This window comes from Deinococcus planocerae (assembly GCF_002869765.1).
GTDB lineage: Bacteria > Deinococcota > Deinococci > Deinococcales > Deinococcaceae > Deinococcus > Deinococcus planocerae.
In genome coordinates this window covers 13,927-36,864 of sequence record NZ_PNOR01000037.1, presented here as the reverse complement: position 1 = coordinate 36,864, position 22,938 = coordinate 13,927, and the positions used below count along the sequence as shown (strand labels likewise).

General features: G+C 65.5%; 15 protein-coding genes, 1 other RNA gene and 1 pseudogene. 13 read left to right on the top strand and 4 right to left on the bottom strand.

What is annotated here, in order from left to right; genetic code table 11:
• Nucleotides 1-143 precede the first annotated feature (143 nt).
• The 3 genes from A7B18_RS21585 to ssrA form a co-directional block, all read right to left on the bottom strand.
• On the bottom strand, nucleotides 144-731 hold the full coding sequence (locus A7B18_RS21585; RefSeq protein ID WP_146009582.1) for a hypothetical protein: 588 nt from the start codon (nucleotides 729-731) through the stop codon (nucleotides 144-146).
• Between the two features lie 110 nt (nucleotides 732-841).
• Entirely contained in the window at nucleotides 842-1,501 is a 660-nt protein-coding gene (locus tag A7B18_RS21580) for a hypothetical protein (RefSeq protein WP_146009581.1), read from the bottom strand.
• Between the two features lie 207 nt (nucleotides 1,502-1,708).
• Nucleotides 1,709-2,065, bottom strand: a transfer-messenger RNA (tmRNA) gene (gene ssrA, locus A7B18_RS17525).
• A gap of 207 nt (nucleotides 2,066-2,272) precedes the next feature.
• Between ssrA and A7B18_RS17520 the strand changes: the two genes are divergently transcribed.
• The 5 genes from A7B18_RS17520 (at nucleotide 2,273) to A7B18_RS17500 (ending at nucleotide 9,093) form a co-directional block, all read left to right on the top strand.
• Entirely contained in the window at nucleotides 2,273-5,176 is a 2,904-nt protein-coding gene (locus A7B18_RS17520; RefSeq protein WP_102127991.1) for an AAA family ATPase, read from the top strand.
• 709 nt (nucleotides 5,177-5,885) lie between these two features.
• Nucleotides 5,886-6,335, top strand: coding sequence for a hypothetical protein (locus tag A7B18_RS17515; protein ID WP_102127990.1), 450 nt, complete (start codon nucleotides 5,886-5,888; stop codon nucleotides 6,333-6,335).
• Between the two features lie 46 nt (nucleotides 6,336-6,381).
• Nucleotides 6,382-7,221, top strand: coding sequence for a hypothetical protein (locus A7B18_RS17510; protein WP_146009580.1), 840 nt, complete (start codon nucleotides 6,382-6,384; stop codon nucleotides 7,219-7,221).
• Between the two features lie 178 nt (nucleotides 7,222-7,399).
• Nucleotides 7,400-8,179 (top strand): type II toxin-antitoxin system prevent-host-death family antitoxin, encoded by a 780-nt coding sequence (locus A7B18_RS17505; protein WP_180970217.1) that lies wholly within the window; start codon nucleotides 7,400-7,402, stop codon nucleotides 8,177-8,179.
• On the top strand, nucleotides 8,176-9,093 hold the full coding sequence (locus A7B18_RS17500; RefSeq protein WP_102127988.1) for a ParB/RepB/Spo0J family partition protein: 918 nt from the start codon (nucleotides 8,176-8,178) through the stop codon (nucleotides 9,091-9,093). The genes A7B18_RS17505 and A7B18_RS17500 overlap by 4 nt, the downstream gene beginning before the upstream one ends.
• A 214-nt stretch (nucleotides 9,094-9,307) precedes the next feature.
• Here A7B18_RS17500 and A7B18_RS21575 read toward each other — a convergent pair whose 3' ends face one another.
• Nucleotides 9,308-9,676 (bottom strand): hypothetical protein, encoded by a 369-nt coding sequence (locus A7B18_RS21575; RefSeq protein WP_146009578.1) that lies wholly within the window; start codon nucleotides 9,674-9,676, stop codon nucleotides 9,308-9,310.
• A 236-nt stretch (nucleotides 9,677-9,912) separates the two neighbouring features.
• Here A7B18_RS21575 and A7B18_RS17495 point away from each other — a divergent pair, with 236 nt between their 5' ends.
• The 8 genes and pseudogenes from A7B18_RS17495 (at nucleotide 9,913) to A7B18_RS17465 (ending at nucleotide 22,708) form a co-directional block, all read left to right on the top strand.
• The gene (locus A7B18_RS17495; RefSeq protein ID WP_102127987.1) at nucleotides 9,913-10,803 is read left to right on the top strand and encodes a ParB/RepB/Spo0J family partition protein; all 891 of its coding nucleotides are present in this window, start codon (nucleotides 9,913-9,915) and stop codon (nucleotides 10,801-10,803) included.
• Nucleotides 10,800-11,504 (top strand): hypothetical protein, encoded by a 705-nt coding sequence (locus A7B18_RS17490; RefSeq protein ID WP_102127986.1) that lies wholly within the window; start codon nucleotides 10,800-10,802, stop codon nucleotides 11,502-11,504. The genes A7B18_RS17495 and A7B18_RS17490 overlap by 4 nt, the downstream gene beginning before the upstream one ends.
• 110 nt (nucleotides 11,505-11,614) lie before the next feature.
• A complete protein-coding gene (locus A7B18_RS17485) occupies nucleotides 11,615-13,150 on the top strand; it encodes an AAA family ATPase (RefSeq protein WP_146009577.1) in 1,536 nt (511 codons plus the stop codon).
• Nucleotides 13,151-13,179: 29 nt separating this feature from the next.
• The gene (locus A7B18_RS22930) at nucleotides 13,180-14,772 is read left to right on the top strand and encodes a VWA domain-containing protein (protein WP_102127984.1); all 1,593 of its coding nucleotides are present in this window, start codon (nucleotides 13,180-13,182) and stop codon (nucleotides 14,770-14,772) included.
• A gap of 87 nt (nucleotides 14,773-14,859) precedes the next feature.
• Nucleotides 14,860-20,019, top strand: a complete 5,160-nt coding sequence (locus A7B18_RS17475; RefSeq protein WP_102127983.1) for a helicase-related protein — start codon at nucleotides 14,860-14,862, stop codon at nucleotides 20,017-20,019.
• Nucleotides 20,020-20,117: 98 nt separating this feature from the next.
• Nucleotides 20,118-20,579, top strand: a complete 462-nt coding sequence (locus tag A7B18_RS17470) for a single-stranded DNA-binding protein (protein ID WP_102127982.1) — start codon at nucleotides 20,118-20,120, stop codon at nucleotides 20,577-20,579.
• A 113-nt stretch (nucleotides 20,580-20,692) separates the two neighbouring features.
• On the top strand, nucleotides 20,693-21,169 hold the full coding sequence (locus tag A7B18_RS22700) for a toprim domain-containing protein (RefSeq protein WP_245872943.1): 477 nt from the start codon (nucleotides 20,693-20,695) through the stop codon (nucleotides 21,167-21,169).
• Between the two features lie 12 nt (nucleotides 21,170-21,181).
• Nucleotides 21,182-22,708, top strand: a pseudogene (locus tag A7B18_RS17465) (type IA DNA topoisomerase).
• The last annotated feature ends 230 nt before the right edge of the window (nucleotides 22,709-22,938 follow it).

The window sequence follows — 22,938 nt, the reverse complement described above, 5'->3', positions numbered from 1 at the left end:
GGTTGGAACGGCCAGGAACTCATCTGCCAGAATGCGGACGCGCTCCCCCAGAATCTGTGACGTAGACACTCCCAGATTTTCTCGGCTGGGAGCGCTTCCCCGTCGTTATGCAGGTGCAACTCCTGAGTTCTTCGCTCAAACAATCATGGGCGAACGGCCTTGACCACCCAATTGTTTCCTTCGAGCGCCATAAAATAGGTGCGGGTACCTTCAGAAGCCGGTGCCTTGAAGTCGAAGAGCCGAACCAATTCAGAGTTTTTGGTCCATGCCGCCGTGGCCTGCTGGTCGACGGTGGCCTCGACCTCTACTGAGTTGGTATTTTCAACGATTTTCTTGACGTTCTTAAAGGTGAAAGTCCCGTAACAACTGTGAACTCGATCACCCGCCGGTATGCCGATCTCATCGTTGAACTTTTGCGTGGGTTTCACTCGCAGGACCGGTTCCGCTCCAAGCAGCGGCGACTGAAAATTTTCAACGGTGACATAACCCAGACGTTGGAGCGTTTCATACGCTCCTAACCCATTCTTCTGGACGGTGTCGGGATTGAAATCGGTTCCGACGGGTGAGAGTTTGACTCCATAGAAGTCCCCACACAGATTCCCCGGATGTTCCTTCTCGTAGGCCTGGATGGCCTTGGCGAGATTCGTCTCGTTAGCTGCTTTCGAGTTGTCACACCCACTCAGGGTGAGGCCTATCGGGAGTGCAGCGGTGAGCATTAGCCAGTGGCGCATTTCGTCTCCAAGATCAGGGGTATGGGGCAATGAGGTACGTAGGATAGTGGACGGCTTCAAACCGAATGCGAGGCCAGGGCGTGAGGTAGGGGCATTCCCCTCGCCCTACGTCAGCGAGGGCTGAATCCTCCTCCAGGCGTGAGTACTTGCTGGGCCATTAGCTCCGTGACATGTCCTGTCAGGATGTCCCAACGAAGCGGAAGGCGCTGCGCCATCTGCGCGAGGTTTAGGCCACTCGCAGCAGCGTGATAGGTCAAACTTAAGGAAGTGCTCAAATCCTCACCGAGCCTTACTGAATTAGGAGTGAAGTGGTCAGATAATCGCAACGCGCGCTGCTCAGGTGTTAGTGTCAGGGCATGCCATGCGGCGGCTATCGTTCCAGCTTGAGCATTCGTTCGAATGGTGGGTTCATCCATATGCGCGGCTATACGAAGCTGGGGGATTGTTAGATGCCAATACAATGGCACCAACGCGTTAATCACCCGTTCGTAAGCCAGGACACGAAGGTTCTCCATGCAGATCTGACCTGCCTTGATCAGGTATTGGAGTGTACCTTGGAGGTCTGAGTTGTGTTGCTGTGCCTCCATAACTGCTTCGGCGGGTACACCTGTGTGGATGAGCAAGGTAGACCAAGATGGTAGCACGGGGCTTCGGATAGTAAGAATTTCAGGCCCATCCAGGCGCAATTCAGTGTTCAAATGGGCGTCTTCAAATTGGAGAGTCAAAATTTTACAGCCGCTCTCTTGAGCTGCCTGCTGAATGGCGAACATGGTAGGCACAGGTCTCATCGCCTTTCGCGCTCCTCCCCTAACGCTCCTAGCATGCTGCGTGACTGGTGGAGCGCACCTAGATTAGAACTAACCTCTAAAAAGCTCCAAAAAGCTTTACGTTGAATGGTTGGTAAAAGGAAAATAGATGTGGAAATGATGTGTTACCGATGCAAAAAGGAACCGCCCTTCGTGTGAAGGGCGGGTGGCTGGTGGAGACGGAGGGAGTCGAACCCTCGTCCGATGCTGCCTGGGTGGGCTTCTACGAGCGTAGTCCTTATTTTAAGTTTCGACTCTCAGTCGCCCAAGGACAGGCTACTTCCGAGTCCATCCTCTAAGTTTCACTCTACAAGCCGAGGCCTCTTGCAGGGCTAGCCATCTTTTGTGTCAGCTCGCGTAGCGCCAATGGCCGGGCTTTACGGTTGCTGGGCTGGGATTAAGCAGCCAGTGCGAACGAGTCGCTGTTGTTGCCAGTTAATGGCTTGGTCGGATGATTTACGAGGCCAACGACCATCCTCGGCTCGCTACTTCACCTTCCGCGAACACCGTCGAAACCGGGGCGTCCCCAAATGGCCCAGAGACTATAGCACCGGTGCCCGTCACGATCAAGCCCCTCGAAGGCGGCTAGCATACCCCATGCCTCCCCCCTCCGGGTCGCCCGGTCCGCACCGAGCACGACAGAACCCTAGGTTTGCTGTCCCGACGGCCCTGCCCGTTGAGGTGGATCGCCGTCATATCTACGACCGGATCGAGCGCGGGGGGAACGCAAAAGTTGTGCTCCTCGTCGCACCATCAGGGTACGGCAAGACCACTGCCCTAGCCCAATGGGCCAGGCGACAGAAGACACCGGTCGTCTGGCTCCGACTGAACGAAGAGGACAAGGACCCAAAAACCCTGCTCGCCGACCTCGCGCAGGCCAGCACGCTTGCCGAAGTCAGGATGGAGAACTGGGACCGGGTCAGCCTGCTTGACGCCAACCGTGAACAACTTACCGCGGCGCTCGCCGAGGACCTGAACGCTCACACCACGGATCTGACCTTTGTTCTCGACGGAGGAGAGCGTCTGGGCAGTGATGCGGCCCGTGCCCTGACCAACCTCATTACCGCCCTCGGTGAAGGGCACCGTTTCCTGATCGCCCAACATGCCGCCTCGTCGTTCAGCGCCGCGCCGTTCCTCGCGCGGGGTGAGGGTCTCCTGATCCCGGCGGACGAACTGGCGTTCACGGCAGAAGACACCCGGGCAGCCGCACAACACTTCGGCACACAGAACAAGACCATCACGGTCGTCCACGAGCAGTATCAGGGCTGGCCCGCTGGGGTCATGCTGGCCCTGTACACCCACCAAGCACCCACACCCGTCCCGGGCACCGTGCTCGTGCAGGAACTGATCGACGCCTTACCTGAAGACATTGGGCGAGTGCTGCCGCAATTGGCCGTCGTCAACACCTGGAGTGTGGAGGAAGTTCAGCACCTGGACATTCCCTTGCCCGCAGGCTGGTTGGACGTTGTGCTGCGGGCCGGTCTGCCTCTCACCCCGCTCGGCGGGGGGAAGTTCGCACCCCATGACGTGGTGCGGGAATGGCTGACTGAGCAATTGCGACAAGACGTGAGCCTCTGGCGGTTGCTGCACCTGAAGGTGGGCCAGCAGGCAGAAGCGAACGGGCAGCCCTACAGCGCTATTCAAAACTACGTTCGCGCCGGGCGCGAGGACTTGGCAATGCGGCTGGCGGAGGAGCTGACGCCCCGCTGGTATCGCGCGGCGGACTGGCTACTCGTCCGGGAAGCGCTGGAGGACATACCCACCTCGCGGTTAACCCCACCGCTGCGGTCGTTGCTGGCCCTGGCCCTGCTGGAGACCGGGGAAGCGGAACGTGGACGGGACCTCGCGCAGGAGCAATTGCGCCTCGCTCCGACACCAACAGCCCACCTGGCCCTGAGTCTCGACGCGTACCGGGCGGGCAACATGCCCCTGATGATCGAGCACATCGAGGCCGGTCTGGCTGTAGCGACCGAACAGCGGGACATCATCCAACTGTTGCGTTTCAAGGCGGCGTACCTCCAAAGTGTCAGGCAGTTGGACGCCGGGCTGACCGCAGCGGATGAGGCGGTGCGGCGTGCAGATGCGATTGGGGACGTGAGCCTGAAGATCGCGGCCCTCTCCGTCAAGGCCTTCATTCTGGAACAGAAGGAGGAGCGGGACCTGGCTTTGCAGGAGCACCAGCGGGCCTACCTCGCCGGACAGCAGCTTGGGCTCACCAACCGTCTGATGCCGATTGTCGATAGGCTGGCATCCCTGTACCTGTCCAAGGATCGGGCCGATGAGGCGGCACAACTGCTGGAGGCCTACCTGACGGCGTGCGAGCGGAATTATCCTCTCGGCGTGCCGGTGACGCAGCTCAGACTGGCCGAGGTTCGTCATGCCCAGGGCCGCGTCGATGAGGGCGTACAACTGGCACGGCAGGCCTTCGACGAATTCCTGCGCCAGCAAAATTTCTCTATCGCTGCGGATGCCCTCATGTACTTCTTCTACACCGAGTTGCTGTGGGGACAGCAGGCGAGCGCGGTTGCCGCCTTCGACCGCCTTCGGCTGCTCATGGGGGAAGACCGGGAGAAGCTCACTTCAGCCGCCTGGATCAGCAGGCTGAAGATGCTGGCGTACCTCGCGTACTCGAACGGCCAGTTGGAGGACGCCCTGTACCACCTGGATCAGGCGACGGCAGAAACCTTGGAGGTGTACAACGTCAGGCATGTCCTCACCGAAGGGCTTCGTGCGGAGATTATGCGGGTGCGAGGGCAATTGGACCGCACACATGCGGATGGCCTCGCGCAATCCTTGGAAGGAGCTTCCGAAGAGCTAGCCCACGTCCGGATGGTTCACCCGCACTTTGAACCGCTGCTGCGCGAATTCATTCGACGTGGTTGGCACGCGCCTCTCTTTAAAGGAGTCCTGCAACGCTGCCTGACGACCCCAGATCAAACACTACCGCCCCTCCAATTGCACCTCTCCACGTTGGGTCGCGTGAGCATAACGTTGAACGGCCAGAACGTCCGGCTGGGCCACGTGTCGGCTATCGAGGCTCTGGTCTACCGCATCCTGCACCCACAAGCACGGCAAGATGAACTCGCAGATCGGGTATGGGATGGGGTGGACCTCAAACGTGCCCGGCAATCGGCGCACACTGCCCGCAACACCCTAAACGCTTCGTTTCGAGAGGCAGCAAGGGCTTCGGGCGTGCCCTTCCCGGCGGACCTGATTCTCCCGGGACAGGGGCGCAGGAACCCGGAGTGGGTCATCAACGACGCGGTGCAAGTCACGTGCGATGCACAGGTTATTCTGGGGCGCCACGAACCCCGTGAGGTCTTACGGCTGTACGGTGGGCCGTTCCTGCCAGACAGCAAGAGTGAGTGGGTAGAACACCACCGCGAGGTCGTCAACCGCCATGTTGTACGGCTGCTTCAGGAGGCGGCAGCCCAGGTGGAGGTGCAGGACCCGCGTACGGCGCTCGCCTGGCTCATTAAGGCAGCCGACCTGGCACAGACCCCCGAGGCATTCGAACGCGTCATCGCCCTAAGCCGCCGGATGGGTGAAGCCGTGTTGACCTCGGCTGCGGAGGAAGCCCTTCGCTCCTTGGCCGCAGGTCAGGTAGCAACGCTCAGTCGCCTTTACTCCCTAAACTGAGTACCCTGGCGCACTCGCTCCGCAGGGCGGCTAGTTGGTCACGCGTAGCCCCCCATTCCGGCCGTGCGTGCTTGGTGGTGGCGTAACGGGCCTCAACGACCTCATACCCGACGGGCGCAGCGGCTTCCGCCTGCTCCTGCAACATGCGGAGGGTGAGGGCCCTGGTCTGCTGTGCCGTGATCTGCCCCGTCCTGGTTTGAACCTCACCCTGACTCCAGTAAGCCACGGCATATCGAGGGGCTGGGCTGTCCACACTCTGGTGGGTATACACAGCGATCTTTGGCTCCGTTTCTTCACCCGGCGAGATATACTCTTTCCCCTGAGCTTTGAGGGCCGCACGCGCTAAATCGTGGGCGCGCTCGTGAAGAGGACTGCTGTTTCTAAGGATCCGTGTCACAGTTACCCATGGGTGGGTGATGCACAACACAGCGCGCAGCACATCCTCCTGCGCATCGACCTGAAGCACGGCAGTAGTACCAGGCGGCAGGTACCGCAACGTTGCAAGCGCAGCCGTCGCCTCTTGATGTTCTGAGCGAGGCAGTGGGCCTGACACCTCGACACGCACGCCATCTGGAAACTCCAGCACGCCGCCAAAGGCTGCCTGTGTCCCCTTAGCGCTAGCGTCAGAGGCAATTTGGACCTGAGATGGGCGCGTCATATATACATTATTCCTGAAGTCGGCCCTCACCCTATCAGGTGACGAAGAGCCATGCTTCCTTCTTCCCTCTCCGCTGTCGCTGAGCAGCTCAACCAGATGCCTGTTCACTACGCGCTCAGCCGTTTCGGTCCGGCGCCCATCCACGTGCTGGGCAAGGCTGGCAGTAGCCTCGCGCGCCTCGACGTGTACGTGCGTGAGGACGACCTGTGGGAGTTCGTCCGAGAGTTGCCCCTCCAGGCCGCTGTGCCGGCCCTCTGGACGGTCTGGCTCCAGCGCCGGGCGCCCCTGCCCCTGGAATGGGCCTGGGGTTTCCTGGAAGCGCAGAGGCAGTGTTTCCCACGCGGCGGGGTCTACCGGCCCAGCCGGACACTGGAACCGTCCCAGCACTGTGAAGCAGGCGATCCAGCGGTGATGGACGCGCGGCAATTAGGCATGCTGGGCTACCTGCTGTGCCTGGCACGGGCCGGGGAGCAATCCATGACACCCGATGCTGCGGCTTGATGCCGCCCTCGACCCTCCCCCGCGGGGGCGGGGGTTAGCGGCTGGCATGATTACCCTCGATACCCACGGCAACGTTCGGGAGGCCCTGAGACAGCACTTCGAGCGGCGCAAGAAGCCAAGCAGCGAGATCAGCGGGCTGGAAGTCGAAACCCGTGAAGCCTACCTGGCCGTGACCTCACGGGGCCTGACGCGGGCCTTTGTCGTCCCCCTGGCCTCGCTCAATCCGGGCCGCTGTTACGGGCAGGACCTGCTGCTGCTGCCGCCCGTCAGCGAGACGCGGAACCCGGAATCCTGCCAGGTCAGTGCCGACTTCCTGAAGAGCCTCTCCCCTGCCCCATTGTTCCTGGTCGGGGACGAGGGCCGATGGCGTCAGCGGGCCGAGCGCTTCGTCCACCGTGCCCAGCAGAGTGGGCAGGGAGAGGCTCTTCTCGGAACCTACGAGGACGCTCGCGGCGGCATTAGTTACAACGAGCCAGCAAAAAAGGCCTTTGAAAGGGATGCGCGGCGCTACCTCAAGCGGCTGGCGAAGTATCTGGGGCGGCCCGTACCAGCCGGACACAAGGCCGTGTCCTACAACCCATCCGGCATCGCATGCAGCGGTCGGGCCATGTTGCACCTGGAGATGGACGCGCGCACACTGCTTTTCGTGGAGGTGGATGCCGGAGGGCTCTGCGCCCCCTGGCAGCGAACCAGTCCCAGTGGTGTGGCGATCATGTGGCGCTTTGAGGGACAGGGGGAAACGCTGCGGCACGAGCAGCGTTTTTTCTATCCCAACCAGTGGGTGCGCTGGGACACGTCTGCCCGGGACTTTGCAGCCTTGATCGAGGATAGGTGGGTGCGACTGACGCAACCCGTAGCCAGTGCGGCGGGACCAGTACCTGTCTGATGTGCCAACGGCGGCTGAAAGATAGCCTTGCAGACGCAAGGCGCTTGAACTCCTTTGCTCCTTGATGTCCAGGCTCATTCCCGTTGGGATGGCCCCTCGCAGGATGGATGCGGGCTCATTTCTTGAATTATGTTATTCAGAGCTTGCTCAAATGTGTACACATGTGTACACTCCTACTATGGCACCCAAGACCGTTGGGATTCGTGCACTCCGCGAGGAGCTTCCGGAGATGTTGCGTCAGGTGGGAACGACCGGAGAGCCGCTGGTCGTGACGAAGCACGGCGAAGCGGTCGCGACCATTGTCCCCGGTGCTGCGATCCGACCTCCTGTCGCAGACGCACCCCGCATCATCGCGGTGGTCAGCTTGAAGGGAGGGGTTGGCAAAACCACGCTGACCATGCATCTCGCGGCCGCCATCGCGCAGGAGCGTGACCAGGTGGTGGTTTTGGATGCCGACGAGGAGGTGAGCGCCTTTCGCTGGCAACAGCACGCCGCCGCCGAGGGCCTGACCCTCCCCTTCAAGGTCATGCCCGCCGAGCGCAACACGCTGATGCGTCAGGCACGCGAGCTGGCCAAAACTGGCGTGACCGTCCTGATCGACACCCCGCCCAACAACCGTGAGGTGCTCAAGAGTGCAGCCACGGTGGCCGACGTGGTGCTGGTCCCCGTGCTGCCCACCGGCATGGATGTCGACCGCCTCGCCACCACCCTCGAACTCCTGGCTGATCTCGAAGCGGCGCTGGAGAGCTTCAACTACGCGATCATCCTCAACCGGTTCGATGCCCGCAAAGGCATGGCCCACGAGGCGAACGAGGCCCTCAACGCCCATCCGCGCCTGAATACGGTCGTGAAGGCGCTCAGTGCCTACGAGAAGGTCTTTGGGCAGGCCCCCACCGAACTCTCGCAGTTCGTCGAGATCTGGCAGGAGATCAAGCAAGCCCTGGGGAGCGGCGCATGACCAAGAATGCCTTCAAGAAGCCCAAGGCTCCCAGCATGGGCACTCTGCTGAGCCGCTCGCTCGAGTTTTCGGGAGCGCCCCTTCCCCAGGATGTTGAGGTGGGCGAGGTTCAGCACCTCCCGATCAACGTCCTGCAGCCCAACCCCCGGCAACCTCGCCGATTCTTCAACGAGGAGCGCCTGAGGGCGTTGGCCGAGAGCATTCGGGAGGAGGGCGTCCTGCAACCGCTGATGGTGCGCCCCCTGGAGGGTGGGCAGTTCGAGATCGTGTACGGAGAGCGCCGCTGGCGTGCTGCCCAGCTCGCCGGACTCCCGAGTGTTCCCGCCCGGGTCCGCACCCTGACCGACGCGCAGGTCGAACTCCTGGCCGCCATCGAGAACCTGCAACGTGAGGACCTCAACCGCTACGACGAGGTGAGCTACAAGTTGCGCCTGGTCGCCGCCCTGTTCCAGACCACACCCGAGGAGGCCATTCAGCGTCTCAGGGAATTGCGTAACCAGCCGGAGAGCGACCCTGAGCAGGTCAATCAGCTCGAACACCTCTTCACTCAGCTCGGTCGGGAGAAGTGGCCTTCCTTCGTCACCAACGGGCTCCCTGCCCTGCGGCTACCGGAGGCCCTGGTCGAGGCCGTGCAGACGGGAAAACTAGAATACACCAAGGCGTTGTTGATCGCCCGCGCTCCGCAGGAGCACCACACGGCCCTCCTGAAATGGGTGCTGGAGGAAGAACTCAGTCACGCCGCGCTCACGGATGTCGTGGCTCAGCTGAAGCCCACCCCCCGGAGTGACGCGGACGCGCAACTCCTGAGCCTGCGTCGAAAGATCTCCCCCCGGCGTTTGGGCAAACTTCCCCGTGAGCAGCGCGTGGAGGCGGAAAAACTCATCCGCCGACTGCATGAACTACTGGGCGACTGAGGTTGAGTAACGTTATTCAGGCGGCCACCTCCTTGTTGAGGTGGCCGCCCTGACTGTTCCTGATTCCTGCTTCACGTGCCCATGCTCTCACAGTGTCTCGGTGATCACCGGACGCTCAAGCGTTTGGGGCAAGTGGGCAGCCGTCAGGCAGGAGCGGTCACGCGCCGTGACACGAGGGGATCACTCCGTCGACCATCAAGCGACGCGCTGCTCGTTATGGTGCCGGGCACGACTTCGGGTACTGGCGGTCGTCTGCCGCAAAGTACAGGCGGATCATGCCTGCATCGTCTACGAACCAGCGCGCGACGGTGTGGTAACAGGGGCGGATGCGCCCTGAAAGCTTGGCGAACCCCTCGGGGGTGTAGGCGACGCAATCCAACCAAGTTGCGTTCGGGAAATCCAACCGTGTCGCCGCGAGGCAATCTAGGGCCGCACGCACGGGGTCTTCCCCAGGACGCAAGGTAAAACGCACGGTCGTGTCGGTGCGTGAAGTGCTGGAGCGTTCGATCCGGCGACCCTCCGGCGTCCACGTGGCGTGAGCCGTGCCGAGCAGGGCGAGGGCGAGAGCAAGATTGAACCTCATGCACCCTATGGTATGGCGTGCCGATGGAGTAACTGGAAGTGACCGCGTGGGGGTGCGGAGGCAGCGGAGCACCTCATCCGAGATTTGCAAGAACGGCTTGGTGACGGAGATCGAATAACGTTATTCCGGCGACTGCCTCTTCTTGAGGGTCACCGACTTCACTCGGCCCCTTGAATAACGTTATTCGAGGGCCCTCCCCGGCTGGCGCCGGGGCACCTCCTGGTAAGGAGGTCGTCATGACCCTGTCGGGACACCTGTTCAGCACGCCGCTCCACACCGAGATTCAAATGGTGCCCGTCGGATGGATCGAGGAACCCGACACCCAGGAGGTGAACCCTGGGATCGAGCGACTTGGGGTGATGCAGAGCGTTCTGCTCAAACCCAGCGGGGACCCCGAGCGTCCCTACCGGATCGTGGACGGGAAACGCCGGGTCCGCAGCGCGCTCAAGTACGGCATCGGGCAGGTGCCTGCCCTGATTACCGACGGGACCCGCGGGCAGATCGCCGCCGCAAGTGCCATCCTGAACGCTGCCCGCTCCAGTCACCCGCTCGACGAGGCCCGCAACTGGCAGACCGCCCTGGAAGAGGGCCAGTTCGGTGACGTGAAGGAACTCGCGGCCCACGTTCGGGTCAGCGTCCAGACCATCCGCAAACGCCTGAGGCTGCTCACCCTGCCCGAAGACCTCCTCACGCACATCGGCGTCAGCATCGCCGAGGGCGTGGCGGAACGCATGGCGAACCTCGCGCCCGAGTACCGCGAGCAGGCGATCCGGGCGGCCGAACGCCGCTTGGACGCGGGAGAGCGCTTCACCGCCGCCGACTTGAAGGAGAGTCAGACCGCCCGCGCCAGGGATTTTGAGGAGAGTCTCGATACGCTCTTCGGCCCTGAGCCTCTGCTGGAAGTGCCCCGCGACCCCCTGACTGAACTGGTGCAGGAGGTCAGGCGGTTGGCGGCGCTGGGTGGCGTTGAACTTCCCGCGCTGGTTCGGGCGCTGGCGAGAGAGGTGCCCGAATTGAGCGAACCATCGTCCACCCCGGCGGAGCCACCAGCATCCCCGCGTCTCACCGTGAGTCCTCGCCCTGGCCGTGTGAATCTCGGCCTGCGACCCTCGGAGAGGTTGCCATGACGACCCTGCTCGACTTGATCCCCGCTCGGGGCGGCCCACGGGAGTGCGGCCCCGGGCGGCAGGAAGGCCACATCTACGCGGAATGCGGGTTCAGCCCGCACGGTGTACCCATCGAGCATTTCCTGACCGACCTGCCGATTCCGGTCAATCCAGGGCAACTCGGGTTGAGCAGCCAGGGAGTGACGTTCATCGAGCGTCAGGGGACCTGGCACGTTGTGGACGTCATCGGCGAATCGCACTACCCCTGCGCCGCCGATTTCGTGGAGGAAGCCAAGGCACTCGGCGTGAGCCGAAAAATCCCTCGCACCGGAGACTTCGGCCGGCTGACCCGCGAGAGCACCCTGATCCTGATTCACCCCCGGGGCCGGGTGACCAACAGCCGGCCGTTGGCTTCCTTCACCTCGGGCTTTTTCTGCCCTTGTGGGCACGGCCACTCCGCCCACGAGCCGTGCGCGGGGTACCACTGGTACGCGGCCGAGGCGAACGTGCCCGGGACCGTGAAACGACGCCTTAAACGCACGAGCTACGAGGTCAGGCCCCTGCTGAGCGGTGCTCCGGCCCTGGAGTTCACCCCCGCCTACATCCTGCGGGTGCCGATCAGTAACCTGAGCGTGATCCGCAACAGGGACGGCAGCGTGAATCGCCGGAGCCGCGCGGTCGCGGACAAGGCCCGGCTCCCAGTCATCGACGCGGACGCCTGAACGCGGTGGGGGAGAGGCACGTGCCTCTCCCGCCTGCCCGTGGAAACGGTCGTCTTTCGGGTCCATTGGAGGAAGAGGCCCTCGCCCGCTTGGGCGGGCGGCACCGCCGCATGTCCTTCATCGATATCCGTGACTGCTTCGAGCGTGCCTATCGAGCCGAGAGTCCCTTCGAGGGGACGACGCGCAACCAGGAAATCCGGGAGGAAGACCGCGCCTGGCTGCGCCGTGAGCACGCCAGCGTGTACGCACCCGGTCTCGGCACGGCAGTGCTCAAACTTCTCACCGGAGAGGTGGGGCTCTGGCAGCAGTCGGATGGGAGTGCCCGCCTCCGGCTCGATGAGCGCGAGGACGGCCTCCGGGTCTACACCGCGCCGAACGGCCTGCAAAGCCGGTCCTGGCACGCGGGTGGGGCGCCCTCGGGTTCGTTCCTGGGTGCCCCGCTGTTGGCGCTCGCGGAAGCACTCACCGGCGCTGGCGCTCCCCAGACCCGTCAAGCCCTCCGGAAGTTCGTGCGCGTCCTCATGCCCCTGGGCTTGCGGTATCCCATGCCGAAGAACGCCCTGGCCGCCGCCACACGGTTGCCGGACGTCCGGTTCGCCCTGCACCACCTGACGGATACGCTGGACGCCGAAACGCAGGCCCGCCTCGCCCAGGGGACCCTGTCGTCCCCCACGCACATCATCCCCCACGACCGGTTCCTCTCCAGCGTGAACCTCGCGCTGCTGATCCACCCGCCCGTGCAACGTCCTGCGTCCGAGACACCCGCCACGAAGCTGCGCCGCCTCGCCCGCCGGGGCGGCGCGGCCCTGCTCGTCGGCCCGCCCGGCACCTTCAAGACCGAGACCGCCAAGCGTGTCGCGGTCGAGGAGGGCCTGACCCTGGTGATCGCCAAGGGAGCTCCCGGCGTCGAGGACCGCGACTTCATCGGCGGCGTGTACCCGACGGAGCAAGGACCACGGTGGGTGGACGGCCCGATCAGCCGTGCCTTCGTGGCCGCCACGCGGGGCCGCACGCTGCTGCTGATCGACGAGGCCTTGCGGTACCACCCGGAGGCCCTGAACGTGCTGCAGGGGGCGATGGACACGGTGTCCCGGGCGGAGGCGCTCGCGGTCGGCATCCCGGAAACGCTGCTGGTGGGGGAGAGACATCACCTGCTTCCCCTTCCCGACGGCGAGCACCTGTGCTGTCCAGCCGAGAATCTCACCTGGGTCCTGACCACGAACCTCGGCGAGGACCACCTGCAGACCGCCGACCGGTTCGACGGGGCCCTGCTCAGCCGCCTCGACCTCGTGATCGACTTCGAGTACGCGGATGAGGAGACCGCCCGTACCCTGTACAGGCAGATCGGTGGATCGGAGCGGGTGGCGGACCTCGCCTATGCGGTGGAATTGGTGACGCGGGATGCGCGGCAGGGGACCGGGGTGCAGCCGGTGCGGGCGCTCGACGCACGCAAGACCATCGCGCTGGTGAAGGAGGTCGCGGCGCTCCTGAACGAGGGGTTGGAGGAGGCCGCGGCGCTGCTGTGCGCCTGCGAAACGGTGGTCATTCCCCACTGCTGCGCGCGCGACGGCGACGGCCGCCTGGAGAAGGACGCGGTCGAGATGCTCACCCGCCGCATCATCGAGGAGGTGCTGGAAGCGGCGTGACCCTCCCCGGATCGGGGACCAATGGAGGTATGCTCACTCTTCCTAGGCAGGCTCCCGCCGTGCAGTGGCACCAGCAGTCCGCATGGCGGACCTACGTTCAGGAACTCTTCCGCCTGGTCAGCCGCCGTCGTGACTTCACCACCGAGTTCCGTCGCCTGCCCTTCACCGCTGGGGTGCTCCCCGAGCAACGTCGCCTGCTGCTTGACCCGGCCCTGCTTTCTGTGCCACCGCTGGGCGTCCGCTTCGATCCCGGGGACGAGTACGGGCGACGTGTCACCCTGCTGCGCTCGATCGCCTCGCATGAGGGAGGGCACGTCGTTTTCAGTGGCCGCAAACCTCAGGAACAACGTCTCGGATGGCTGTGGAACGCGCTGGAAGACGAGCGGATGGAACGGCTCGTGATGCGCCGCTTCCCGGAGCTGTGCGCCGACTTCGACTTCCTGGGAGACGTCCTGTGGTTGGGAGACCACCGCCCGGAGGTGGACCTGCAGACCGCCTGCCTGGTCTGGCGCTGGGCCCATGACCGTCCCGACGTCCCCTTTGCCGTTCCTCTGGAACTCGAGGGGCTGTGGCGGGAGCAGGTCCGCCCGCTGGTCGAGGAGGCCTGGGAGGCCCACCGGGATGACGCCGTGGAGATCGCCCGGGCCATCCTCGCCGTGCTGCCCGAGGAACTGCGGGAGGAAGCCGAGCCGGGTCTCGGCGCGGACGGCGGAGGGATGAGTGGGGTGCAGCCGGAGGAGCCCCAGCAGCCTGTCCGCGGGAAAGGGAAGCGGGGGGACGAGAAAACGGCGGATGCGGGAAACGGTGGACCCGGGAGCGAAACCCTGATTCCGGAGGACAGCTCCCGCCCGGAGACTTCCAGCGCCGGCGAACTCCCCGGGTCACCCCCGGCACTGGTCGCGACCGCCCCCGATGGCCTGCTGCTCCTCACCGGGGGCCACGCGCGGCGTCTGGCGCCCCTCCTGGCACCCCCCGGCCGTCCCGCCCGGCAGGAAGCGCACCGCTCGCGGGGACGCTTCCGCTATGACCGACACGTGCAGGGCGCCGAGCGTCCCTTCCGGCGCCGGGTGGGTGAAGATCGTCCCGTTCCCTTTCTGCTACGGCTGTGCGTCGACCTGTCGACCAGCATGTCCGGGGAACGCCTGCGCGCGGCCCGCGAGGCGGCTTTCATGCTCGCCCGCGCCGCCCACCTCGCCCGCAGCCGGCTGCAGGTGATCGGCTTCACCACCTCCGCTCACGAGATCGTCCCGCCCGACCTCCCCTGGCAGGAAGCGGCCGCACGTCTGGCCGGCCTGGAGGCGGGGGGCGGCACGCAACTCTCCCGGGGCCTCGAACTCGCCCTCCAGGGGTGTGCCCAGCCGGACGAGCAGGAGATCTTGATCGTGATCACCGACGGGGAACTTCTGCCCGCCGACGTGAGGACCTGCGGCCTGCTGCTGGACGATCAGCGCCCCTATCGCCGGACCCTCGACGTCGTCCCCATCCTGATCGGCGAGAGCGTCCAGTCCGCTTCGAGCTACCTGGACCTCTTCGGTGCTGCCTGTCCGGTGATGGTGCTCGACGAGGTGAGCCGGACGGTCCAGGCTGCCCTCACCACCCTGCGTGCCCGTTCGTGGACGTGACCTCTGGGATCGGGGGGGAACTCGCCCGGGCGACGCGGGGTCCCTCATGCCGGAGGCCTGACGGCCATCCGGCATGGACGGGATCGCATGCGTCAAACCAAAGGCTTCGCCCTGACCGCCGTGACCGGATTCCTCGCGCTGTTCGGCCTCAACAGCGAGTTGCCGTACGCCCACATGAGTTGGCCCAAGTTCAGTCCAGCCGACAAGTCGGCGCTGGCCCTGAACGGACAACTGCTCACCCGCGAGGGCTACGACGTGGTCGGTGCCCCCCGGCCCGCCCCCGCCCCCGGCGGCGAGCCCTACGGCGTGGAGGTGACGGGCGGCGGAGAACAGGCCCGCCTGGGTGCAAATGAGGCAGCCCGCCACGAGATCCTGGCCCCCCACCCTGACCTGGCCGTCCTGCGGGCCTACAGCGGCGGGGGCGGCCTCGGCGAGAGCGTGGACCAGTTCTACACGCCCAGTGCCGTCGCGGCGCTGTTATGGAACCTCGTCACGCCCTTCCTCAAGCTGGGCGACGAGAAGCGCCCCGTCCGGGCTCTGGAACCGAGCTGCGGGAACGGGGCGGTCCTCGCGCATGCCCCAGAGGGCGTCTTGCTCACCGGCGTCGAGCTGGACCCGGTGGCGGGCCGGGCGGCCGCGCACCTGCAGCCGCACGCCAGCATCCACGTGATGCCGCTGGAGCAGTACACCACCCGCAGCAGTGACCCCCTCTTCGACCTGGTGGTCGCCAACCCGCCCTACGGCCCGCGCGGCGAGACTCGGGCGCTGCACGAACCCGACGAGGTCCGCAGCGAGCGGTACTTCATGCGTCAGATCCTGCGCCGCGTCCAGTTCCAGACCGGGCTCGTCAGCGTGCTGCTGCCCCTGTCCCTGCTGCACGGCCACCGGCACCGGGACTGGCGGGAAGAACTGCTCACTTCCGCCCTGCCCTTGCACGCGGTGCTCGTCCCCACCGGGGCCTTCAAGGCAGCCGGGGCGGGGGTCACCACGGTGCTGCTCGTCCTGCGACGCCACGACCACGGGGTGCGGGAGGCTCTGAGCACGCTCAGCGGTGCCCAGGTCACGGACACGCTGCTGGAGTTCGTCGCCGATCCCGTGCACCGGGAGTTGGTCGAACGCTTCGTGGACGGGAGCAGCCTGATTATCACCGAGGGCGAGGAGGGGGCCTGGACGCACCGGCTGCGCCAGCTCTCCGGCAGCTTCCGGCTGAGTCAGGAGAGCATCCTCCGCTGCGGCCGCTTCGGGAACCCGCTGCTCGAAGGCGAGGTGGACACCCGTCAGGTGCAGCGTGTCCACGACCAGATGCAGGCCGCGATGAACAGCGTCCCCGTGCTGTTCCGGACCCTGATCGAGACCGTGCGCGAGCGGCTCGGGGAGGACGCCGCCAGAAACGCCGAGACGGCCTCGCACGGCGCGGACCTGCACGCGATCCCGGAGGGCAGCCTCTCCACGGACCGGCGCCACGCCTTCCGGCTCGGGCAGTGGGTGGTTACCGACGACTTCGCGGCGCCGGTCGTCGCGCAGGCGGTCCAGGTGGCGCAGGCCCTCCAGGCGTACTTGGAGGCGCGCGAACTGGGCCGTCCTGAGACCCCGCAGCGCCGCCGCACGGCCCTGGCTCTGGACGTGCAGTACCGCGCCACACACGGGACGTACGACCGCCAGCGTTTTACCCGCCTGATTCCCCGGTACTCGCTCTTCGCCGTCCTGCTCGCCCATCTCGGTGCCCTGGGTGAGCTGAACCTGCCGGATGACGGGACGTACGCGTTGCCCATCACGGCCACCGGGATGGAGGACATCGCCCAGCAGCTCGCCGACCTGATGGCGCTCACCGAGCAGACCCTGATGCAGTACGCCGGGGTGTCCGAGCCGGAAGCGGTGGCGCACCTGACCGGGCACTACGCCTTCAACGGGGAAATCTGGGTGGAACCGGGGCTGTATTACTCCGGGCACGCCTTCCTGCGCGCCGAGCAGGCCCGCGCGCAGGCCGAGCACTTCGGCGGCCACCGGCGGGCGGCGCTCACGAGGCAGGCGGACCTGTTCATCAGCCGGGTGCGTCGTGCGAACCTCAGCGAACTGACCCTCAGCCCCCGTGACGCCGTGATTCCCGTCGCCGTGTTGGAAGAGTGGGTCAACGCTTACCTGGGCAGTGCGGCCGACCAGAAGCCGCTGATCAGCGTGCGCCGGGAGAACGGTGCGGTGCGTTTCCGCCTCAAGGGTGGAGCGGGCCAAGCGGGGGTGCGAGCCCGCAGCGCCTTCGACCAGGAGAAGGCACGGGCGCTGGAGAACTACCTCAACCACAAGACGGAGGTGGAGGCCGTTCGTGGCGCGGGGGAGATGTCGCGCGAGCAGTATCAGGCGGAGCGCGCGACGGCCATCGACGCGGCCCAGGCGTACGAGGATCAGACCCAGGCGCACTTCGGCAACTGGCTGATGCAGAGTGCGCACGTGGGCGTCGTCGAGGAGGCGTACACCTATGCCCGCGGCGCGATCCTGCGCCCAGAAGGAACGGCGCGGCCCCTCCACCTGCCCGACTGGCGGGGGCCCGAGCACCACCCCTACCAGGTGATGGACATCCGCGCGATGGCCGCCACCACCGGCATGGTCAACAACTACGACGTGGGTTTGGGAAAAACGTTCGCGATGCTCGGCCTGATCGCATACCTGAAGACCTGCGGGCGCGCCTCGCGGCCTATCGTCGTCGTGCCTGCCGGCCTGGTCAGCAACTGGGCGACCAACGCGGCCCTCGCGCTGCCCGACTGGAACATCGTGACGGTGGGCATGAGTGTCCGGCGCGACCGGCAGGGGAACAAGGTCTACAAGACCAAACGCGACGGCACGCCCATGCTCGACCAGGGCGGCAAACGCATTGAGGCCTGGAAGGAGGACTCTCCGGCGGTCAAGCGCGAGAAGATCGCGTCCCTCAGCGCCGGTCAGGTGGACCTGGTCATCATGAGTCGCGAGTCCTTCACTGGGATCGGGATGCTGCGTGAAACCCGCCAGCGGCTGATCCTGGAGGACCCGCAGTATCAGCGGAACCTGGAAACCGCCGACAGCTACGAGGGCACGCCCAAGCGGGGCAAGCACCAGGAACTCGTGCGCAAACTCGGCGTCTTCGGCGCGATGCTTGCCCGCACGAAGATCGCGCAGGAGGGCGAACTCTCCTTCGAGCTGCTGGGATGCGACTTTACCGGACTCGACGAAGCCCACGGCCTGAAGAATCTCTTCGCCCCGCCGACCACCTTCGGCGAGACCCCCCGCTTTCTCGGTGGGGGAGGGGAGAGCCAAAGGGCACTCGACGCGCTGCACAAGGGCCGCTTCGTCCGCGAGCGGGGCGGCAGCACCTTCGCCTTCACCGCGTCGTGGATCAAGAACAGTCCGCTGGAGGTCTACTCCATGCTCAGCATGGTCACGGACGCCCTGCCGGGCTATGGCCTGCCGACCGGCGAGGCCCTGATGGAGCAGTACCTGCGCATCGAGCCGGACATCGTGACCGGGATGGACGGCAGCGTGGAGGTGAAGCCCTGCGTGAAGGGCTTCCGGCGGTTACGCGAACTCAAGGGGATCATCAGCGGGCACGTCATCACCCGCTCCTACGGGGACCCGCTGGTCGTCACCCGGGACGGCCAGCCGCTGAAGGTCCCGTCGGCGGTGGCGGAGGAGGTGATGATCGACATGAGCGAGGAGCAGGCGGTGCTCTACCGGTCGCTGCGCGAACGTGCCCGCACCGCCGACGCCCGGGCCAAAGGGCCGAACCACCCCTTCGCGATCCTCTGGGAGATGCGCAAGCTCACCGTGGACCCGGTGCTCAAGGGCGTCGGGGGCCGTAACCCGCGCTTCGAGAAGATCACAGAACTCGCCCTGGAGAACCGCGCGTCGGGCGGCAAGGGCATCGTGTTCCTCAGCATCGGCGAGAAGGAGGGGGCCTTCGCCCGGCTGAAGGCGCTGTTGGTGGAGGCCGGGTACCCGGAGCACGAGATCGCCATCGTGTCCAGCGACACGCACAAGAGCAGCGTGGCTCGCCAGGACCTGGAGGACGACTACAACTTCGGGGACCTCTCCCTGATCCTGGGGACGGACGTGCTGGGACAGGGGTTCAACCTCCAGCACGGCACGACGCTGATCGTGAACGCCGACATCCCGTGGAACTACGAGGAGATCCGTCAGCGCGTCGGACGCGGGGCACGGCAGGGGAACACGGCGGAACGAGTGCGCAACGTGTACCTGCTGATGCGCGGGTCCTTCGACGCCATCACCTACACGATCATGAGCGGGAAGAAGTCCTGGCTCTCCCAACTGTGGCTGGACGTGGACGAGTTGGAGAACACAGCCGCAGGCTTCAACGGGGAGGAGATGGCCCTGCTCCTCAGCGACGACCCCGAGCAGACCCGCCGGGAGATCCGGGAAAAGAAGAAGACGCTCGAAGAACTCACCGGCCGCGCGGCGCTGCGGCGCAACCTCGAAGTCCTGGCGCGGGTCCTGAGCGTGCGCGAGCGGGTCCAGACCGTCCGCGAGCGGGCCAAGGCGCGCAAAAACGGCTGGACGGCCAACGATCATGCCCTGCTGACCCAGGCGCGGGAGGCGTACGGGCGGGTGAGGCGGGAACTCGACCTGCTGGGAGAGTTCAGCTTCGCCCGGCTGCTCAATTACGTGGGGGAGCTGCACTGGATCGGGGTGCTGCCCGTCCACGTCGGACTGACCTTCGTGTACGAGGGTGGGCGGGTCGAGGTGACGCAGGTGAGTGCCGGAGCGGTGACGGTGGTCCGGGAGACGGGGGAGAGTACCGTGCTGAACTTCCGGCAGGTGACGGGCGCGACCGGGTACGAGGCGAGCACCCACCCCGGGCATTACCGCGAGTCGCTCAGCCTGGGAGCACGCCCCACGATCAGCCTGCCGAAGAACGCCGCCGTCCATGCCCTGGACGCCCGGCGAGTGAACCCGGTGCCGCGGAATCCCGAGGGGGTGATCAGCGTGAGCGTGAGGGGGGACGAGGTGATGCTGCACGCGAGTCCCGACAAGTATGCGCTGCGCAGCTTGTTGATCACCGGGCACGTGGTGATGCATTACGCGGTCAGGACGGAAGGCGAGCACCTGACCGTCACGCAGGTCGCAGTGCTGAGCAGTGACACTTGGGTGGTAGAGGGCACCCAGAAGCAACTGGTCTCCGAGAGGTTCAGGGAGCGTCTGTTAGCCATCGTGGCGACCGCTCTGGTGGCCGATCCGATCCGGGACCGCGCCCACGCCGCCTGAGGGGGAGGGAGAGACCTCCCTTCCCTCTGCCGGGCGTGAACGGTTCCAGGCTTGACCCTCTCCCGCCGGGGCGGGAGGTTCCCCCGTGGAGGTAACCCATGCAAATTGAATTTCGCAGCGACCTCGGCGCGAAGGTTCTGGTGGACGTCCCGGACGAGCGGGCGCTGGAGGACACCCTCAGAAAATACGGCCGTTTGGGGTGGACCAGCGGCGAGGTGCCGCCCGGTGGGTATCAGTTCCCCTACGACAATTTCTCCGATTTCGACTGGAGCTTGATCGGGGCCAGGAGGTGGACCAATCCGGAGGGTGACGTCCTGATCATCCATCGGGGGCAGGCGTACAAGATTCGAGAACTGGAGGCGGTGGACTCACGCAAGATGAAGCTGCCTGCGGCAGTCAAGATCAGCCGGGGCGCGAAGAGTACGGATCAGGAGCATGTGCGTGAGAAAGCGGACGGCGAGTTCGAGTACGTGACGCTGGCGATCTTCCGGGGGGGCAAGCGGCAGGAGCGCTACGCCCTGCCCCGGCAAGGCGCACCGACCCCCGACGCCGCAGACTAGCCTCAGCCAGCAGCGCAGGGGGCCGTTCCCTGCGCGCTTTCCGCTCCTCACCGCTGTGTCCAACCCAGCCCCCGGCATCATGACGGTATGGGCCTGAACCGCCGGGAGGGGCGATGAAGCTGTTGATCGTCGAGTCCCCGGCCAAAGCCAAGAAGATCCAGAGCCTCCTCGGCCGCGGCTGGACCGTCCGGGCTTGCCTCGGCCACGTCCGCGACCCTCCCGCCCGCAAAGAAGACCTGCCCGAGAAACACCGCAACCTCCCCTGGGCACGCCTCGGCGTGAACGTGGAGGAGAACTACGCGCCGCTGTACGTCATCCGCGAGGGCAAGCACAAGACCATCCAGGAACTCAAAGCCGCTGCTAAGGGAGCACAGCAGGTGCTGCTCGCCTCCGACCCGGACCGGGAAGGGGAGAGCATCGCTTGGCACCTCGCCGTGCTCCTTGGTCTAGGTAAAGAGGCGCAGCGAGTCACCTACCAGGAGATCACCGAATCTGCTTTGAGACAGGCCGTCGCCCACCCCCGCCCCATTGACTACTACCTGGTCGGGGCGCAGGAGACCCGGCGGGTGCTCGACCGTCTGGCCGGGTAAGGGGTCAGCCCCCTGCTGTGGTCGGCGGTGGGCGGGAGTCAGTCGGCCGGACGGGTGCAGTCCGCCGCCTTGATGCTGCTGTCGCAGCGGGAGCACAGCCGCTGGTCTTTCATTCCGTCGGCTTACTGGCGGGTGACGGTGGGAGTGGACAGCCGCCCGCCCTTCCGCGCGACGGTGGTGGCCCTGCGGGACGTGCCCCTAGCGACGGCCGCCAGCTTTACCCCCCAGGGCGAGCTGAAGCCGGACGTGCAGGTCGTGCAACTCGACGCCGAGAAAGCCGAGCAACTCAAGGCGTACCTGGAAAGGCAGCGGGGCGTCGTGCAGGCCGTGGAGGTGACACCAGTCACCCGCAAGCCCCCGGCTCCGTTCACCACGTCCACCCTGCAACAGGCGGCGAACGCGAAACTGAAGCTGGGTGCAGCGGCAGTGACGAAGCTCGCGCAGACGTTGTACGAGAACGGCTAGATTACCTACATCCGCACGGACAGTCCCAGTCTGAGTGAGGAAGCCCAGACCCTGGCCCGCGAGGCCATCCAGAGCCGCTTCGGCCCAGCCGCTCTCCCGGAGAAGGCCCGGCAGTACGCCACGCGGAGTGCGAACGCTCAGGAGGCGCACGAGGCCATCCGACCGGCGGGCCAGTTCCTCGCCCCGAACGACACCGACCTGAGTGGGGACGAACTCGCTCTGTACCGATTGATCTCCGACCGCACGTTGGCCTCGCAGATGCGGGACGCCACAGGAGAAAAGACGAGCATCACGCTGAAAGCTGGGCAGGTGACGTTGCAGGCCAGCGGCGCCCGCCTGATCGAGAAGGGCTTCACGGCCCTGTACGACGACCAGGAGGCGGACGAGGACGAGCAGGCCTTGCCCCGGGTGCAGGTGGGGGAGAGCTTCGCCTTGAAGGACGCCAGGGTGGAGGAGAAACGTTCAAGTGCCCCGGCCCGGTATACGGAAGGGAAGTTTGTGCAGCTGATGGAGAAAGCAGGGATCGGGCGGCCCAGCACTTACGGGAGCACGCTGGACACCTTGCAGAAACGCGGGTACGTGACCGTGCGCCAACGGCAACTGCACGTGACGCCCCTGGGCCTGCTCATCGCGGGATATTTGATGCGGCAGGTGTCGCAACTGGTGGATACGACCTTCACGGCGCAGATGGAGCGGGACCTCGACCGCATCGCGGAGGGGGAGTTGACGCGCACACAGTACCTGGATGGGGTGTGGAAGGGGAAGCTTGCTCCGGCCATTGAGCGAGCGGGACGGGAGTCTCCTCGTGTTCAGGTGCCGCATCTCGAGGCAGTGTTCGAGGTGCGGGCGGGGCAGGTGCTCCTCAGGGCGCAGGGGCGGAGTGTGCCGCTGCCGGAGGGGTTGCTGCCCGAGGACCTCACGCAGAAGACATTGGCTGACGTGCTGAACGGGACGTTCAAGGGGAAACGGACGAAGCGGGAGGCCAGCACGAAAGGCACAACCCCGAGGAAGACCCGGCGCACTGCGGGGTCATCGGGCAAGGCGTCGGCTCGGAAGGGCGCGAGAAGCCCCTGAAGTGCTGGGCGGCGGTGGCGCTCGTGCAGGCTGGCTCGCGGCGGATCATCCGCCCACAGGAGGAAGGGCACCTGCTGGAGGGTGCCTGGGAGGCCCTCACCGAAGACCGCCGCGTGCATTGGTCCCCGGCGGTCGAGTTTCCCCTGCCTTCCAACCTGAGCTGCACCCATGCTGCAAGTTGATGAAGACCCAGGCCAACCATGACAAGAGGAATTTCAGCTCGCCAAGCA

Bases quoted from the DNA above. Each gene is read 5' to 3' on its own strand.
- A7B18_RS21585 (WP_146009582.1), bottom strand. From the start codon at position 731: ATGCGCCACTGGCTAATGCTCACCGCTGCACTCCCGATAGGCCTCACC.
- A7B18_RS21580 (WP_146009581.1), bottom strand. From the start codon at position 1,501: ATGTTCGCCATTCAGCAGGCAGCTCAAGAGAGCGGCTGTAAAATTTTG.
- A7B18_RS17515 (WP_102127990.1), top strand. From the start codon at position 5,886: ATGCTTCCTTCTTCCCTCTCCGCTGTCGCTGAGCAGCTCAACCAGATG.
- A7B18_RS17510 (WP_146009580.1), top strand. From the start codon at position 6,382: ATGATTACCCTCGATACCCACGGCAACGTTCGGGAGGCCCTGAGACAG.
- A7B18_RS17505 (WP_180970217.1), top strand. From the start codon at position 7,400: ATGGCACCCAAGACCGTTGGGATTCGTGCACTCCGCGAGGAGCTTCCG.
- A7B18_RS17500 (WP_102127988.1), top strand. From the start codon at position 8,176: ATGACCAAGAATGCCTTCAAGAAGCCCAAGGCTCCCAGCATGGGCACT.
- A7B18_RS21575 (WP_146009578.1), bottom strand. From the start codon at position 9,676: ATGAGGTTCAATCTTGCTCTCGCCCTCGCCCTGCTCGGCACGGCTCAC.
- A7B18_RS17495 (WP_102127987.1), top strand. From the start codon at position 9,913: ATGACCCTGTCGGGACACCTGTTCAGCACGCCGCTCCACACCGAGATT.
- A7B18_RS17490 (WP_102127986.1), top strand. From the start codon at position 10,800: ATGACGACCCTGCTCGACTTGATCCCCGCTCGGGGCGGCCCACGGGAG.
- A7B18_RS17485 (WP_146009577.1), top strand. From the start codon at position 11,615: ATGTCCTTCATCGATATCCGTGACTGCTTCGAGCGTGCCTATCGAGCC.
- A7B18_RS22930 (WP_102127984.1), top strand. From the start codon at position 13,180: ATGCTCACTCTTCCTAGGCAGGCTCCCGCCGTGCAGTGGCACCAGCAG.
- A7B18_RS17475 (WP_102127983.1), top strand. From the start codon at position 14,860: ATGCGTCAAACCAAAGGCTTCGCCCTGACCGCCGTGACCGGATTCCTC.
- A7B18_RS17470 (WP_102127982.1), top strand. From the start codon at position 20,118: ATGCAAATTGAATTTCGCAGCGACCTCGGCGCGAAGGTTCTGGTGGAC.
- A7B18_RS22700 (WP_245872943.1), top strand. From the start codon at position 20,693: ATGAAGCTGTTGATCGTCGAGTCCCCGGCCAAAGCCAAGAAGATCCAG.